Source organism: Vagococcus sp. WN89Y (genome assembly GCF_052220145.1).
Taxonomy (GTDB): Bacteria; Pseudomonadota; Gammaproteobacteria; order Enterobacterales; family Enterobacteriaceae; genus Kosakonia.
This window is the reverse complement of sequence record NZ_JBQPOM010000030.1, coordinates 1-14,966: the sequence shown is the minus strand read 5'-3', so window position 1 is coordinate 14,966 and position 14,966 is coordinate 1. Positions and strand designations below refer to the sequence as shown.

Here is a 14,966-nt window from a genome sequence, read left to right as displayed (position 1 = left end):
TGAAACACGAAAGGCTCACCCTGCGGTGAGCCTTTTTGCATTTAAGACTGTTCTAACTGGGGATTCAGTTGAGCAGCGTTGCTTTTTTTACATCGATACGCCGCATATAAAAGTACAATCAGTACCGGCATTGAATAAACCGAAATACTGATACTGCTGTTCATCAACATCATGCAAATAATCAACGCTAAAAAGGCCAGGCACAGATAATTAGAGAGCGGTGAGAAAAAAGCCCTGAAACTGGAAGTTTGTTGGCTCTTCTTCATGGCGGCACGAAAGCGCAGATGGGTGATGATAATAATTGTCCAGTTGATAATCAGCGCGGCGGTAATCGCGCTCATTAATAGCTCAATCACACCTTGCGGAATCAGGTAATTGAGCAAAATGCAGAACGCGGTAAAAATGCCTGGCAAAATCGTTGCCCGGACCGGTACGCCGCGATGGTTCACTTTGGCGAGGAATTTGGGCGCATTACCCTGTTTCGCCAGGCCATACAGCAGGCGGCTATTGCTAAAAACGATACCGTTATAAACAGAAAGTACCGCGGTTAAAATAACAAAGTTCAGCAAGCTGGCGACTTTTTCCTGATTACCCAGCGCGGAAAAAATCATCACAAACGGACTGTTACTATAGGTATCACCTCCGGCCTGGAGCGAAGCAACCAGCTGCGGCCAGGGCAGCAAAGAGAGGATCACGGCAAAAGAGCCGATGTAGAAAATCAGCACCCGTGCGATGACCTGGTTAATCACTTTTGGCAGAACTTTGTCGGGGTTACGCGCTTCGGCGGCCGCGAAGCCGAGCATTTCCAGCCCGCCGAAAGCAAACATAATAAACGGCAGCGCCATCAGCAGGCCGTGCCAGCCTTCCGGGAACATTCCGCCGTGCGCCCACAGGTTACTGACCGTTGAGGTCTCGCCGCCTTTACCAGAAAGCAGTAAATAACCACCAAATAAGATCATGCCGACAACCGCGAATATTTTAATTAAGGCAAACCAGAATTCTGTTTCGCCATAAATCCGCACGCTAATAAAATTAAGCCCATTGATAATGACAAAAAATACGGCAGCGGTGACCCAGGTAGGAATTTCCGGCCACCAGAATTGAACGAATTTACCGGCGGCGGTTAATTCCAGCATGCCCACCAGTACATATTGCAGAATAAAACTCCAGCCTGACAGAAAACCGGCAAAACCGCCGAGATATTTATTGGCAAAATAGCTAAACGAACCGGCGACAGGTTCAATGACTAACATTTCACCCAAAAAACGCAGCAGCAAAAAAGAAAAAATGCCGCCCATCACATAGCCCAATAAAATACCGGGACCAGCTAGCTCAAGGACGCCAGCTGACCCCAGAAACAGGCCCGTGCCAATGGTGCCTCCCAGTGCGATAAGTTGTAAATGCCGGTTTTGCAGGTTGCGCTTTAGCGCTGGCTCATGTCTTACGGTATGGTTCATATCGTACTCTTTTATAGTGATTATTCTCTGGCAGTAAGCACACTCTACCCACTGCCTTGATCAACCCGAGCTGCTCCCTGCATTCAAGCCTAACAGGCGTGCGAAAGCGCATTACATTAACTTGTTAATAAAGTGATCTTTGTCGCAATAAAAATAACAATCAATTAACATATTATGTCTGTTTAAATTTAATTGGCTGATATATTTATCTATTTATTTGAGGTGATTTAGCTCACAGTTCTGATTTTTGAAGTGCTTTATTGGTTTGTTAATATGTGAATGGTATGTCTTTCGGTGTTCGGTGGGGGAGTGTGGTAACAGGAGTGAGACCAGAAAAGAGCGATAAGGGAAGATATTTTCAGTTGAATTTAAGTGCGAAACGCCCCTGCTTTACGCCATATATAACGTGACATGAGAGAGGGCGAATTGACGACAACGTTTCCGGGCAGAGACTTCGTTTTCAGCCTCGCGCAGAACACTGATTATCTGTTTGTCATTACAGGAAGCGAATTAAAAGCGGTATGTGGCTCATTACAATAGCATTAGCCCCCGACTGGCGGGGGCTAAAAATTTATAACAGACCAGGTATTGTTGATCGGTTAGTACGGGAGTGCGGTTGCTGTTTTTGTTTGAGCGACTTCTTGTAAACCAACATGATACATACCGTCCGAAGACCTGGAAATGTTCGTTACTTTAAAGTTAGCCAGAGGAGAATAGAGTTTTTCCCCTTCTTTGTTTTCAAATTGCAGGCCGCCGCGAACAACCAAACTGTGGCTGCTGTTTCCTGTCACTTTGAACAGTACCTTCACATCGTCATCACTGCGTTTTGCAAAATCGCTGGCAACTTTGGAAATTGTCGATGTGGAAAAGAACTGCCCGGCTTTATAGACAGTTACGTCATTATTGTTTTTATCGGTATTAAATTGTTCAATTAACTGATTAATACCTTTGTCAGTCATTCCCTGACCACGGTGTGTGACGATATTTTCATTTCTTGGCGTGTACAACGCTTTCGCGGAGGCCTTAGCCAATGCAGCTAAATTACCACAGTTTGCGCTAATGGTACTTTTCATCTCGGCATTGCCTTTGCCAAAAATATTGCTGCCATGCACACTTTGATATTCAGACAGAACATCACTACTGCGTAATCTGCCACCGCTGGATGCATTGCCAAATTGATAGCGAGCTTCAGCATTTAGCGCTGCGCAACCCGCGTTGCTTTGATAAATAGCGGCAAAAACAGCGCGTTGTTCCTTGCCTGCTGCATTTGCTTTATTGGCGTCAGCTTCACTTTTAGCCAATGATCTTATTTTTTCTTCTATGCCCATCTGCCTGGATTGAAGATCACGAAGTTCCGTTTTATGGCTGGAAATTTCTTTATCCAGTGATTCCATTTTATTGTTTGCGGAATGAATTTTGTCATTAACAATTGAAATTGCAGAAGAAACGGAAATTTCACTGCTATTGACATTAAATTTTTGCGCAGCAGCTTCACGTTCAAGCTGATAACGACTGCCGTTAAATACTTTCGCAAAGAAACCGGTCGGTTGGCCGAACTTAAACTGATCTCCTTTTAAACGTACAGAGGCATCCTCGCCATGTTGTGAAGAGATATTCTTAAGATTATTCAGTACTGATTGATCCGCATTAACAGTTCGCGCAGTCTTTTTTTGTTGAACAGCTAATTCGGCTATCGAATTTTCAAGACGTTTAATATCTGCGGTTAGCTGAAACCTTTGGTTACCTAGTTCATTTTTTGGCGAAGTCGCCACGGGCATAAATGAAGGCCCTTGGGAACGGGAAATAGAGATCATGAGGTTAGATTATTCCAATAAATTACGTGAATATTAGTTGATTAAAGTTTTATTGAAATTAGAGTAACATGTATTATTGTGATCAATATATCAAAAAACGGTTTTCATCATCCATCAAAGGAATGTCAGCGTTAATCTAATAAAAATAAAAGATTATTTTCAACAAAAGCGCTTGTTTTAATTGGTTCTTTATTTGTGTACATATGTTTTCATGCCTGGCCTGCTGCTGCAGGAAATGTCTTAAACAAGCGCCTGGCAATCGGCGCGGATGACGCTGTTATTGATTACAGCAATGTGATTGTCACTACAGGGCAATAATAATATCAAGGCTATTGAACCTATTAATCAGCGGGCTGTAATAATGAGCAGGAAAATTTCACAAAGATGTTACGTCCGGCTAAAGGATTCATTACATATCCTGGGAATATCAGCCGGTTATCGGTTTGCTTTGAATATACGTTCCCCCTGTATATAGTTATTATAAAACTCTTAATTAATTATTTTTCATAAATAGTAAGTTTTAATGGTGTGTAAGGTTTTCTTTTTTTGTTAGCAACACTATGAAATTTTTTTCACAAGCAAAAGTAAAACGCTTGTTCAATAAGCTATAGATATTTAAGTATTAAAAGTTTTATAATTTAAATTATTTAATGATATAACAAATCAATTACAAAATATGGGCCAGTTTTGTCGTCGGGTGAATGACAGAGAGGGGCATAGGATAATGAAGATTATTTACTGGCGTTCACTGTCGCTTCAACAGAAAGAGGCTTAAAGATAAGAGTAGGCCATACGTTTAGTTGAAGTCATAAATAGAAGGATTTTTAACTTTTTTTAAACTGGAGGACATTTAAACAGGGAGGCATTTTGGCGGAAGATCACAGGAGTGCTGCTTTCTGCTTAACTAATTGATTTATAAAATAGATTTAGAAATGTGAATATTCTTTTATACACTTTCTTATACATATCTGGTTAAGCACCCGTCTGCTCTCATTATTCATTGCAGTTTTTTATGGTAATGGTGAAAACAGAGAGGGTGGTACTAGTATCCTACTCGAGTTATCCGTGAGAGCGTTTGTTAAAAAATCTTTTTCCAATTATCTGTTCATACTCTTCACTTTACTTTTAATTTTATTTATATCAGTAACATAATTCGTGATGAGTCAGTGAAGAGTGAACAGTTTACTCTTCACTTTTGCTATGTTTCAAAGCTATAACCCAGGCTCGCTAACTCTTGAAGCCTTCTTTACTGAGAGTGATCTCTGACTGAGCTTCATCAACAGTAATGTAAAAAGCAGGAGTCACTTTTTGTGGCTGCTCCCATCGCTGTTCTGCCCCTTCAACAGAAACCCGATGGTAACCAAGCTGGGTAAGATATTGTTCAAGTGCATGAGTATCAGCTGTACCGGCAAATACAATAGCGCTGATGCCCGGTTTCCCGCCGTCCTGCGCCCTGAACAGGAAATGGTAATTTTTGGATATCCTTGGAGCGTCCTTTACCTCCTGGTCTGTATAAAAATAATATGACCAAAAACTGTCTTCGGTGAAGCCTTCCTGAGACTCTGCTTTTTTCTGCATACTGCAATCAAACAGTAAAAATGCAATGGCTAAAACAATTGCCGCCGCTATCAATCTCTTTAAGTATTTCAATCTATTCTCACTCCATTAATGATATTGACTACGCTGGCTTTGTCGAAAATACGTACAATATCTGAACTAAAATTACTGAACGGTTGAATCCGCGTCATAAAATTCGGGAGGTTACTTTTATAAGGGGTATGGGAAACGGTTTTATTTTGCGGATCGGGGAAAAGTAACGGGCGAAATCCTTTGTTTTTGTAATTTCCGATGGGCCCATAGTAGTCCCAACGCCTCAAGGCTGCTTCTTTGCTTACCGGCTTTAGCTCAGGCCAATAGTTACGTGGAATAATGGCCTTATAAAACCCCAGCAGATCGGAGACCAAATCCTCTCCACTGAAGCCGCTATCTGTATACCAACTGAAAAAAGGCATACTTTGCCAGTTTTCAAAGGCCGCCGCGGTCTGCATCATCATAGCGAGTAATATGCTGTATTGTTCCTGTTGTGAACGGCCATTTTTGATATTCCAGCGACAAAATCGACCTGTGGAAATTCTACCCATAGACATGAGCTGTTGATAGGTCACAAGGTAATAAGGTTTCCCACTGCGCTCTCCTAATGTGAACTGGTTTAACACAGCACGGATATCATCTCCTCGAGCATGACCTAAATCGATCCACCCCAGTACTTCAGAATAAATTAAACCTTCACGCGGTTGCTGGCCTGACCGGTATTTATCCGGATCGATGATGTCTTCCCGTTTACTCATGGAATACCTTCTCCCTGATTACGTATCACTGTGATTTTTTTAAAGGTAAATAGTTCGATTAACCGGATGATCCTTATCATTATTTATTTTTAAATGATATCGGTTTTAGCTTAAACAAAGGAAGTGAAAGAGAAGCGTAGTAATAGAGTATCAAAAAAACCGGCCGAAGCCGGTTGTGTCAGTACATATGCTCAAAGACCATCACACTTTGGCAGCCAGTCGCCGTTGCTTTCTTCTTTCAGCGTCAGGTTTGTCTGCATCCCCTGATTAGTGCGCCGTTTGTCATAATTCAGCCCGTACTCTTTCAGCATGGCGGGCAGCCCCTTACCGAACATCGTCAGGCTGAGAGTATTTTTGTAGCCGTGCGCCTCCATGTACACCAGATAGGCATGATAAAGATAAGTACGCGGCTGGCGTGGAATAATATTGGCGTTCCCCATAAACATGCCGCCCGCATCTGGCAGTGCTTCAAGGTAACCGCAAAAATCAAACGCCGGGTCAGCGTCGCGCTTGATGCTGAGCGCTTCATCAGAGTTCTGCTGCGACTGGAGCAGCGCGCGGGCGCTCATTGGGTCGCTGAACCGCTGCATAAGCTGGCGAACAATCACGGCCAGCTCACGGGCAATCTTGTCCTTAAGCTGCGGGTCGCGCTCCTCGGGAGCAATTTGCTCCGGGAAGTGCAGAATAACCCGGCGACGGGACACACCGCCGCTGCGGTCGGTGAAGCGCATCGGGTTATTGTTCACGGCAAGAATCACCGCCGGAATATGTGTTGAATAGGCGTCGCGGTATTTCGGGTCAACCGACACCGCATCGCCGCCAGTAATGGCCTTGAGTCCTGCGCCGTCACCGCTCCATTTCTCCTGGTCAGGTAGCCGGATAAGCGAAAAGCCAATCAGCGCGGCGCGTTCGCGCGGGGATTCCAGCGTTTCGATGGTGGCCGAAGTGGCGTTATCCTCCCCGGCGAGCATGGTCGCGATTTCGGCCAGAATGCTTTTACCGCTGCCGCCTGGCCCGGTCACTTCGAGAAAAAGCTGCCAGTCGTAGCGGTTCGCCAGCACCATAAACAGCGCGGCGAGAATAATGTCGCGCTTCTCTTCGCGATAACCGGCGGCTCGGTCGAGCCAGCGCCAGAAATACGGGGCATGAGTTTCCAGCGTTTCGCCTGCCACCGGCGGGGTGAAATCCACCTCGCACAGGGTACGCAGCCAGTGTGATTTGTGGTGCGGGCTGAACATGCCGGTGGCGGTGTCGAGCACACCATTACGAAAGCCAATCAGACGGCGCGCCGGGGCTTCCTGCTGCGGAATAATCAGTTTCAAAGTCTCCACCACAGAGGCAATCTTCCCCGAGGAGAACGGCGCACGCAGGCGCTGAAACAGTCCGGCCACGTCGCGGGCAAAGTCAGCCGGGGAAATCACTTTCCACGCCCCGGCCTCGTAACGTGACAGGAGCTGGCCGTTCGGGTCAACCGCCAGCGCTTCGCCATAATGCTCATGCACCCGCATCGCCTTCTCACTGGTGCTCATGGCGGTGAATTCCGCTTCGCTCATAGTATCGAACGGGCTGACGACCGGTGGCTTAATAGCTTCGTAAAGCGCCCGGCGGGTGGCTTCTTCTCCCTGCTGCATAAATGCATCATTCCAGTCACCGAACACCGATGGCAGGGCGACAGTGCCGTTACAGGCTTCTGCGGCTGCGGTGGCTTTTATCTGGCCGTCGCCATTAAGGTCACGGTCAGCGGCGAGCACTATCTGGCAGGCCGGGGACTTTTGCCGGGTAAGGCTCGCCAGAGAAAGAAGGTTCACCGACGACAGTGCCACCATCACGGTTTCACCAGTGAGGTGATGCACGGTGAGTGCCGTGGCGTAACCTTCCGCTATCCACAGGCGTTTTCCTGCCTGCTTCTGGCCTTCAATAATGTGACATGTTCCCTTAACCTGGCCGCCTTTCAGGGTGCGTTTGAGGCCGTCTGCGTTAATCAACTGGAGGTTAACCAGCGTTGCGCTGTCGTCATACAGCGGCACCACCAAATCACCGGCGCGGTAGGTCACGCCGCCGGTTTGATGTGGGGTGGTCAGCATCCGGCATTCAGCGGCAGGAAAGCCCTTGCGCGACAGATAGGCGTTACCGCTGGCCGTGCGGGTGGTGGTGAGCAGACTGGCCGCCAGTGCGGCGGCCTCCTGATGGCTGGTGTCGGATTTTTTGTCAACCGGTATTCCGGTCGCGACCGCCGGCAGATTACTGGTCACTGCATTCACCCGGTCTGCGGCTTCACTTATCGTCACGCTCAGTGCCTTTTCAACCAGGCTCAGGCCGTCGCCCGCGCCGCACTGGTTGCAGAACCACGTCCCGCGCCCTTCCTTATCATCAAAGCGAAAGCGGTCATTACCGCCGCAAACCGGGCAGGACTGATGACGGTTTTTAATGACCTGCACACCCAGCGCCGGGAGAATGCGCGGCCAGTGGCCGCGTGCCGCTTTTTCAGCGTCCGATACGTTCATTTTCATCATTATTTTCCTCAGTGCCGTACCGGCTTTTTGAGATGGCGGGCGCAGAGTTCATCCATCACTGCCAGCCCGAGAAAGGAGAGCGACGGTGCGGCTTTAAGCGGGCTGGCGTTAATTAAGTCTTCCAGCAGGGAACAGGCAATCAGGCGGCCTTTCTCCTCGCCGTGCTGGCGCAGGTAGAAGCCTTCAAGCTCGGCGGCAATGGCGCTTTCCAGCGCCTCAAGCGTGAGGTTTGGGTAACGATGCTGGTGCTGGCATACAACCAGCCAGGCGCAGGCAACAGCGCGGCGATAGAGAGCGGCGCGCAGTATGGGCGGTAACGGCTGTTTCATGCGTTATTCTCCCCACCTAGCCAGAGTTGATTGCAGCGTTCAACCACGCCATCAAGCTGGGCGGTCATCAGGCTGACAAGCGAGGTGAGCTGTAGCTGCTGCGCCGGATCGCGATGAAGGGTGTTACTGTCCTGGAACTGCGCCATTTCAGTGACCAGACGGCCAACGTTGCGCAGGTGCTCCAGACATTCAAGATCCTGAAGAGTGATGGAGGGCTGTTTCATGCGCGAACCTCCGCAACCGGCAGACGCCCGGCAAATGAGAGGACGTAATCGCGAACGAGGGAACGGCGGGCGGCGAGTTCATCACCGGCAACGGTGCGGAGCATACAGATACGGGGATTGCGGTCAGCGCGACGAACGGCAGCAAACACAAAGACAAACTGCGGGTGAGACAGGGGGAGGGTCGTAGCCATAACGACAATTTCCTTGAAGTAGTTTGTAAAACTACCACCGGAAACGCCAATTTCACTGGTGGCAGCCCGAACGGGGTTGGCGTAACCGGCCTTCAAGGAAACCGGCCAGCCCGAAGGCTGCCCCGCCCGGACTACCATTATCTGAACAGAACCATGATGCACGCATATACACCACAGCCCGGGAAATGGGTGTGCCTGAGCAACGACATAAAAAAACACGCATGGCGCGTGTCGTGTCGCCTTGAAGTTATTCGGGACGCCAATCCCGGCTGCCGATTTTGCGACAGCGGAAGGACTATACCTGGAAACGGTAAAAAGATGCAAGCCAGGGAAAGGGCTTTTTTGCAGAACGGGTATCATCATGCGTCACAGCCCTGGCTGCGGGCGGCGATGCGATCGGCCATCCATGCGGTGACTTCAGAAAGCACCCAGGCAACGTTTTTACCACCGAGGGTGATCTGCTGCGGGAAAGCATTCCGGCTGATGAGGTCTTAAATCGTGGAGCGGGACAGGCCGCACAGATGCATTACTTCGGGAAGCCGTAAAAAGCGCTCCTGAGTAACTTCACAGGCAGGCATCAGCGGTGCAGCAGGGGCGGAAGAAGGAGAAGAAAAAGCAGTGTGCATCGGGCTACCTCGTTACAGTCCATACAGTGCCGGGTGTGTCTTTCCGGCTTCGGGTAGCTCCCTATTGTGTGAATATTTTTGCCTGTTGCAACAGGGTGATTTTTTGCCGGATGCTTAATTAATGAGCTTATTTATTTTCGGGTTTGCCAGCGTTTGCCAGCGTTTGCCAATAATTGTCAACGTTTATCAATATTACTCAAAAACAAGATTGCAAACTTATTTCCTCGATTAATTAACTACTCATTAATAGAAATAAACAGTAAAAATAATTTATCGACGTAACTGGTTGAGTGAACAGTGGTGAACAGTCTGTGAAGAGTATAATTTCAACTATTCATCTATAATTTACTGTAATAACTGTATTTTTTATTTCAGTGAACAGTAGTGAATAGTTATATACAGAAAAATAAACAGAAAAGAACTTTGCCGCATCCTTTTCCTGGCAAGCCGTCTTTTTATGCGCTGTCTGTGCCATGACTGCCACAACTGCAATCAATCGTCATGTTGTGTGAGGCAGAGCAGAATCTCCTCATCTTGAAGAGGAGCGATAACATGACTGATACCCCCCATATGCCTGATTACCTGAAGCCTGCGCTGGAAAAACTTGATGCGACCAGAGCCGCTCACCTGGAAAATGGCCGCCTGCTGGATGAAACCCTTACGGCGATCACCCGCGCGAAAGAACAGAAAGCAGAGCTTGAGCAGGAAAACGGCAGCGATGCCAGCGCCTGGCGTACCGCTTTTCGTACCGGTGGCGCTGTGCTCACCGATGAGCTGAAAAACCGCCATATCGAGCGTGTGGCGCGCCGTGAGCTGATACAGGAATGCGAGAACCTGGCCGAGGTACTGGCCTTCGAAAGTGACCGACAGAAAGCTGTATGCAATGGTTCAGCCGGAGCATACCGTCAGGCGCACTTTGCCGCGCTGAGTCAGTATGCGGAGCACGAACTTGATACCGCCCTGCGTGAAACCTGCGGTGCGCTTGTCCGGGCGATGAAAATCAAAACACTGGCGCTGGAAAATCCCCTTGCCAATACCACCGGTCATCAGGGCTATATCGAGCCTGGGCAGGTTGTTATGCAGCAGGTAAAATCATGGCTTGAGACAGAGCTGAAGGGCTGTCACATCCGTCTGACCGATGAGCCTGTTCTGTATAAAACCGGATTGTCGGCTGCATCGCTGCCGCATATGGATCACAGGATTGCCGGAACGCCAGCCTCCCGTCAGAGCTGGGCCAGAAAAATGGCTGACCGCGAGACCGACCTGAAAGCGCGTGGTCTGCTGTCATGATGCACTGCCCGTTCTGCAAAAAGGCGGCGCACACGCGTACCAGCCGCTATTTATCGGAAAACATCAAGATACGCTATCACCAGTGTACAAATATTGCGTGCTCCGCAACTTTCCGCACCCGTGAATCCATAGACGAAGTGATCCATTCACCGGCGTTGCGTCAAACGCGCGGCAAGTGCACCAGAACAGAGGGAAAATAATCCATGAATACCGCCACGTTACAGCAGGCCTTTGAAGCCTGTCAGGCAAATAAATCCGCATGGTTTAACCGTAAAGCTGAACTGGATGCGGCAGAGCGGGAATACCGCGAGCAAGTGCAGGCCGGTGAAAAACAGTGCGCACGCCGGATGCAGGAATTACGCAATATTACCGACGTGAAAAAGTGGGAAATAAATCAGGCGGCCGGTCGCTATATCCGCTCGCATGAGGAGGTACAGCGCATCAGCATCCGTAACCGGCTGGATGATTTTATGCAGCAACATGGCGCAGAGCTGGCCGCCGCGCTTGCGCCTGAACTGATGGGCATCAGCGCTCAGACGGTGCTGATAAAAAACCGTGCCCTCGACCGTTCAACAGAGTACCTGCGCGTAGCACTTTTTTCCTGGCTTGCTTCCGGTGCAGAAATTAAATATTCATCACAGGACAGTGATATTTTAACTGCCATCGGATTCAGGCCTGACGCGGCTTCGCGGGTGGATAATCAGGTAAAATATACACCTGCGCAAAACATGATTTATTCCCGCAAACGTGCAGAACTGGCCACACGGTCGCCCGCCTGAAAATCACCAAAAATCCCGCTATTTTTCCTGATAAAAGCCATGCATGCATAAGGTGCATGGCTTTGCATGCGTTTTTCAAACCTCTTATCACTCGTCAGCGCCAGCTCTGGTGCGCTCTGCACCGATTAATGCCTTTGCATTAAAACCAACCCATAAAGCGGGCAGGCGAGGCGGGGAAAGCACTGCGCGCCTGAATAATAATTAATTATTTTAATTTACCGCACCGCCGGTACTTCATTGCTGCAATAAGTCACAATAAATAGGATAGTGTTCGGATATTTATTTGCTGCGTGTGTGATGCTTCTAAGAACGTCAGGAAGTGTGCAGAGAGAACAATCCATGCAGTCGATTGGGGGAGAGCCGATAGTTTCCTGAGTTATCTCTTTAATGCATTTGCACAAAAAAATAACCCATCAAATGGACAGTGTGTGCATGGCTTAACGTGATTTCCGCAGACCAGTCGAGAAGTTGAGTAGACATCACAATTTTTAATCAAAGTTGTCGTTATTGTCAGATCTTATGGAAATGAGCTATACATAACAACAGAGATATCAAGTTAAACATTTCTTATGTAAGGAATTATTATAAGTTAACTATTGTAACTTCTGATGATTGAGGAGTGAACAGGTGAGGATTACTCAAATTACAGAGCTGCCTAAAGATTCTACGACGCTCCTGGAAGGAGGAAGTGAGAAGATGACCACGATGCCATTAGATGAGCTAGTTATAGGACTTGTTAGCTCTGTGGGAACAAATCTCGAAGCAATCACAGCTAAATTTAAGGAAAGGCTTTCTTTATATAAGTTTGAATGTATAGAAGTTCGAGTATCAAAGGATGTCATAATCCCCTTTACTGAAAAAAAAGAATACTCTACTGATTATCAAAGGATCGATGATCTTATGACTAAGGGAAATTGGTTAAGAAAAGAGAGCGGTTGTAATTACATATTGGCTCTAGGAGCCATGGCGAAAATAAACGAAATAAGGGCTAGCATACAGCACTCCACGTTAAATAAAAAAGGCATTGCATATGTAATAAGTTCAATAAAGCATCCTGAGGAAGTATATAAGTTAAGAGAAGTATATGGGGCCGGTTTTTTACTATTTGGCGTTTTTTCAGATGAGCAACGCCGACTTGATAATTTGACTATTAATAAAGGGATTCCTGAAAAAGATGCGCGGAAGCTCATTTTTAGAGATGAAGATGAAGGTGCTGGGCATGGGCAACATACTCGAGATAGCTTCCATTTGGCTGATTTTTTCTTAAGCCAAGATGGACGTGATGATAAATTAAATAACGATATCAAGAGAGCTTTTGATCTTCTCTTCGGAAATCCATTCATCACTCCAACTTTTGACGAGTTCGCAATGTATATGGCTTTTTCCTCAGCATTAAGGTCTGCCGATTTATCAAGACAGGTCGGGGCTGTGCTTGCCAAGAATTATGCGATAATGTCGACTGGTGCTAACGATGTTCCGAAGTTTGGTGGTGGATTATATTGGCCTCAATTTAATGAAGCCAAAGGTGTTTATGAAGATTTTCCAAACGGGAGAGATTATGTCCGAGGGTATGATTCTAACGCTAAACAGAAACAACAAATAACCGATGATATTCTTGACAAACTCCCTAAAAGCACTCGAAGTAAAGTTGCACAAGTTCTTAAAGATAGTTTAATTCAAGATATTACAGAATATGGTCGAGTTGTTCATGCAGAAATGGAAGCTATTTTGGCATGTGCAAGGACACAAATAAGTACACACGATGCAAATATTTATTGCACTACGTTTCCTTGCCATAATTGTGCAAAACACATAATTGCTGCTGGTATAAAAAGAGTTGTTTATATTGAACCTTATCCCAAAAGTAAAGCTTATGATTTTCATTCTGAATCTATAAGTAGTGAGTATAGTGAATCAGGGAAAGTAATATTTGAACCATTTATAGGCATTGGGCCGAGGGTTTACTTTAACTTATTTTCTCTTGTGAATGGGAATGGTAATAAAATTAAAAGAAAGGATAGCAATGGAAATGTTTTGGTTTGGAGTGAATCAAATGCTATGTTGAGGCATAAGCTTCAACCCGTTTCCTACTTGGAAAGAGAGGAGTTTTCTGTTAGCTTATTCGCAGATATTATGGGGGTTTGAAATGACTGCTGAAAATAAGTTTATTAAACATATAGTTGAAACCAAGAGGGGTGTGAATGAATGGCCTGAGTGGAAGAGGAATTTACTTGACAGTGATGATAATCCCTCAAAATCCTTCAAGATCTTAAGTTCTTCTGAAATGAACATGAGAAAAATTAGCGCGAGCAAAAAATAATATAAAGCCCCAGAAGGGGCTTTATATACTATAGAGGATTGTTAACAGTATTGGATAGGCTATGGATATAATTAGAATACCATTGAACCATTTGGCGTCTTTTCTCTAAATATTGAGCGTGATTATAGATTCCACGGATAGTATTTTTATCAACATGCGCCAATTGTATTTCAATCCATGAACTATCAAACCCTTGTTCGTGCAATATTGTCGACATAGTATGACGAAAACCGTGACCTGTAGCGCGTCCTTTGTAACCAAGTAACTCAATCACCTGCGACACGCTTTCTTTAGAGATTGGTTTGCTACGGTTATTCCTACCAATAAAAATGTAGGGATAATGACCGGTTATTGGTTTGAGTTGCTTGAAAAGATCGATCACCTGAGTAGATAGGGGCACAATGTGAGGCCTACGCATTTTCATCCGTTCAGCGGGGATTTCCCATATACCTTTCTCAAGATCTACCTCATCCCACGTAGCAAAGCGCATCTCTTGGGTTCGGACACCAGTTAACATAACTATCTTTGTAGCATTCTTCGTAATGATGCTGCCGGTATATGCTTCCAGATCTCGAATAAAATGAGGTAACTCTTCTGCGGATAAAAAAGGATGGTGTTTTTGCTTCGGAACGGCCAGAGCGATGGCTAAATCGGGCGCAGGGTTGTATTCAGCACGGCCAGTTATGATTGCGTAGCGATAGACCTCGCCGCATCTTTGTCGCACTTTTCTGGTTTTCTCCAGTGCCCCACGCTTCTCTATTCGTCGTAGCACCTCAAGCAATTCTAACGGTTTGATTTCGCTGATAGGGCGTTTGCCAATGAACGGGAACACATCCTGCTCAAATGTCTTAATGATTTCTTCACGATAGGCCACAGTCCAGCGGTCAGCTTTGTTAGTGTGCCATTCTCGACATATGGCTTCGAATGAGTTCTCTGTTGAGAGTTGCTGTGAATCGCCACGGGTTTAACAGACACCTCAGAGTCATTTAAAATGGCTTAATGAGAGGTGCACATGAGCAGTAAGCGTTATCCTGAAGAGTTTAAAATTGAAGCTGTCAAACAGGTTGTTGATCGT

The 14,966-nt window shown here is 46.5% G+C and carries 14 protein-coding genes; 4 read left to right on the top strand and 10 right to left on the bottom strand.

Annotated elements, in window-relative coordinates; genetic code table 11:
- Positions 1–41: 41 nt before the first annotated feature.
- The 9 genes from ACTU3N_RS12295 to ACTU3N_RS12255 all read right to left on the bottom strand — a co-directional run bounded on the left by ACTU3N_RS12295 (position 42) and on the right by ACTU3N_RS12255 (position 9,361).
- Positions 42–1,457 (bottom strand): amino acid permease, encoded by a 1,416-nt coding sequence (locus ACTU3N_RS12295; protein ID WP_443086415.1) that lies wholly within the window; start codon positions 1,455–1,457, stop codon positions 42–44.
- A 599-nt stretch (positions 1,458–2,056) separates the two neighbouring features.
- Positions 2,057–3,235, bottom strand: a complete 1,179-nt coding sequence (locus tag ACTU3N_RS12290; protein WP_443086414.1) for an ADP-ribosyltransferase domain-containing protein — start codon at positions 3,233–3,235, stop codon at positions 2,057–2,059.
- Positions 3,236–4,498: 1,263 nt separating this feature from the next.
- On the bottom strand, positions 4,499–4,921 hold the full coding sequence (locus tag ACTU3N_RS12285; RefSeq protein WP_443086413.1) for a hypothetical protein: 423 nt from the start codon (positions 4,919–4,921) through the stop codon (positions 4,499–4,501).
- Positions 4,918–5,619, bottom strand: a complete 702-nt coding sequence (locus ACTU3N_RS12280) for a hypothetical protein (RefSeq protein WP_443086412.1) — start codon at positions 5,617–5,619, stop codon at positions 4,918–4,920. The genes ACTU3N_RS12285 and ACTU3N_RS12280 overlap by 4 nt, the downstream gene beginning before the upstream one ends.
- Before the next feature lie 191 nt (positions 5,620–5,810).
- Positions 5,811–8,132 (bottom strand): primase-helicase zinc-binding domain-containing protein, encoded by a 2,322-nt coding sequence (locus ACTU3N_RS12275; RefSeq protein ID WP_443086411.1) that lies wholly within the window; start codon positions 8,130–8,132, stop codon positions 5,811–5,813.
- A gap of 8 nt (positions 8,133–8,140) precedes the next feature.
- Positions 8,141–8,461, bottom strand: coding sequence for a DUF5375 domain-containing protein (locus tag ACTU3N_RS12270; RefSeq protein ID WP_443086410.1), 321 nt, complete (start codon positions 8,459–8,461; stop codon positions 8,141–8,143).
- Positions 8,458–8,685 carry a hypothetical protein gene (locus ACTU3N_RS12265; RefSeq protein WP_443086409.1) on the bottom strand — a complete coding sequence of 76 codons (228 nt, stop codon included), beginning with the start codon at positions 8,683–8,685 and terminating at the stop codon, positions 8,458–8,460. The genes ACTU3N_RS12270 and ACTU3N_RS12265 overlap by 4 nt, the downstream gene beginning before the upstream one ends.
- Positions 8,682–9,236 carry a host cell division inhibitor Icd-like protein gene (locus ACTU3N_RS12260; RefSeq protein ID WP_443086526.1) on the bottom strand — a complete coding sequence of 185 codons (555 nt, stop codon included), beginning with the start codon at positions 9,234–9,236 and terminating at the stop codon, positions 8,682–8,684. Before ACTU3N_RS12260 ends, ACTU3N_RS12265 begins: the two co-directional genes overlap by 4 nt.
- Complete coding sequence (locus ACTU3N_RS12255) at positions 9,236–9,361, bottom strand: helix-turn-helix transcriptional regulator (RefSeq protein WP_443086525.1); 126 nt, start codon at positions 9,359–9,361, stop codon at positions 9,236–9,238. The genes ACTU3N_RS12260 and ACTU3N_RS12255 overlap by 1 nt, the downstream gene beginning before the upstream one ends.
- A 693-nt stretch (positions 9,362–10,054) precedes the next feature.
- Here ACTU3N_RS12255 and ACTU3N_RS12250 point away from each other — a divergent pair.
- From ACTU3N_RS12250 to ACTU3N_RS12235, 4 genes are all read left to right on the top strand, one after another.
- On the top strand, positions 10,055–10,792 hold the full coding sequence (locus tag ACTU3N_RS12250) for a hypothetical protein (RefSeq protein ID WP_443086408.1): 738 nt from the start codon (positions 10,055–10,057) through the stop codon (positions 10,790–10,792).
- On the top strand, positions 10,789–10,992 hold the full coding sequence (locus tag ACTU3N_RS12245) for an ogr/Delta-like zinc finger family protein (protein ID WP_443086407.1): 204 nt from the start codon (positions 10,789–10,791) through the stop codon (positions 10,990–10,992). Before ACTU3N_RS12250 ends, ACTU3N_RS12245 begins: the two co-directional genes overlap by 4 nt.
- 3 nt (positions 10,993–10,995) lie before the next feature.
- On the top strand, positions 10,996–11,571 hold the full coding sequence (locus ACTU3N_RS12240) for a phage polarity suppression protein (RefSeq protein WP_443086406.1): 576 nt from the start codon (positions 10,996–10,998) through the stop codon (positions 11,569–11,571).
- Between the two features lie 627 nt (positions 11,572–12,198).
- Entirely contained in the window at positions 12,199–13,716 is a 1,518-nt protein-coding gene (locus tag ACTU3N_RS12235) for an anti-phage dCTP deaminase (protein WP_443086405.1), read from the top strand.
- Between the two features lie 203 nt (positions 13,717–13,919).
- Here the strand turns inward: ACTU3N_RS12235 and ACTU3N_RS12230 are convergent, their stop codons facing one another.
- Positions 13,920–14,807, bottom strand: coding sequence for a tyrosine-type recombinase/integrase (locus tag ACTU3N_RS12230; protein WP_443086524.1), 888 nt, complete (start codon positions 14,805–14,807; stop codon positions 13,920–13,922).
- Positions 14,808–14,966: the final 159 nt, after the last annotated feature.

Bases quoted from the DNA above. Each gene is read 5' to 3' on its own strand.
- ACTU3N_RS12265 (WP_443086409.1), bottom strand. From the start codon at position 8,685: ATGAAACAGCCCTCCATCACTCTTCAGGATCTTGAATGTCTGGAGCAC.
- ACTU3N_RS12250 (WP_443086408.1), top strand. From the start codon at position 10,055: ATGACTGATACCCCCCATATGCCTGATTACCTGAAGCCTGCGCTGGAA.
- ACTU3N_RS12275 (WP_443086411.1), bottom strand. From the start codon at position 8,132: ATGATGAAAATGAACGTATCGGACGCTGAAAAAGCGGCACGCGGCCAC.
- ACTU3N_RS12295 (WP_443086415.1), bottom strand. From the start codon at position 1,457: ATGAACCATACCGTAAGACATGAGCCAGCGCTAAAGCGCAACCTGCAA.
- ACTU3N_RS12245 (WP_443086407.1), top strand. From the start codon at position 10,789: ATGATGCACTGCCCGTTCTGCAAAAAGGCGGCGCACACGCGTACCAGC.
- ACTU3N_RS12240 (WP_443086406.1), top strand. From the start codon at position 10,996: ATGAATACCGCCACGTTACAGCAGGCCTTTGAAGCCTGTCAGGCAAAT.
- ACTU3N_RS12280 (WP_443086412.1), bottom strand. From the start codon at position 5,619: ATGAGTAAACGGGAAGACATCATCGATCCGGATAAATACCGGTCAGGC.
- ACTU3N_RS12270 (WP_443086410.1), bottom strand. From the start codon at position 8,461: ATGAAACAGCCGTTACCGCCCATACTGCGCGCCGCTCTCTATCGCCGC.
- ACTU3N_RS12290 (WP_443086414.1), bottom strand. From the start codon at position 3,235: ATGCCCGTGGCGACTTCGCCAAAAAATGAACTAGGTAACCAAAGGTTT.
- ACTU3N_RS12260 (WP_443086526.1), bottom strand. From the start codon at position 9,236: ATGATACCCGTTCTGCAAAAAAGCCCTTTCCCTGGCTTGCATCTTTTT.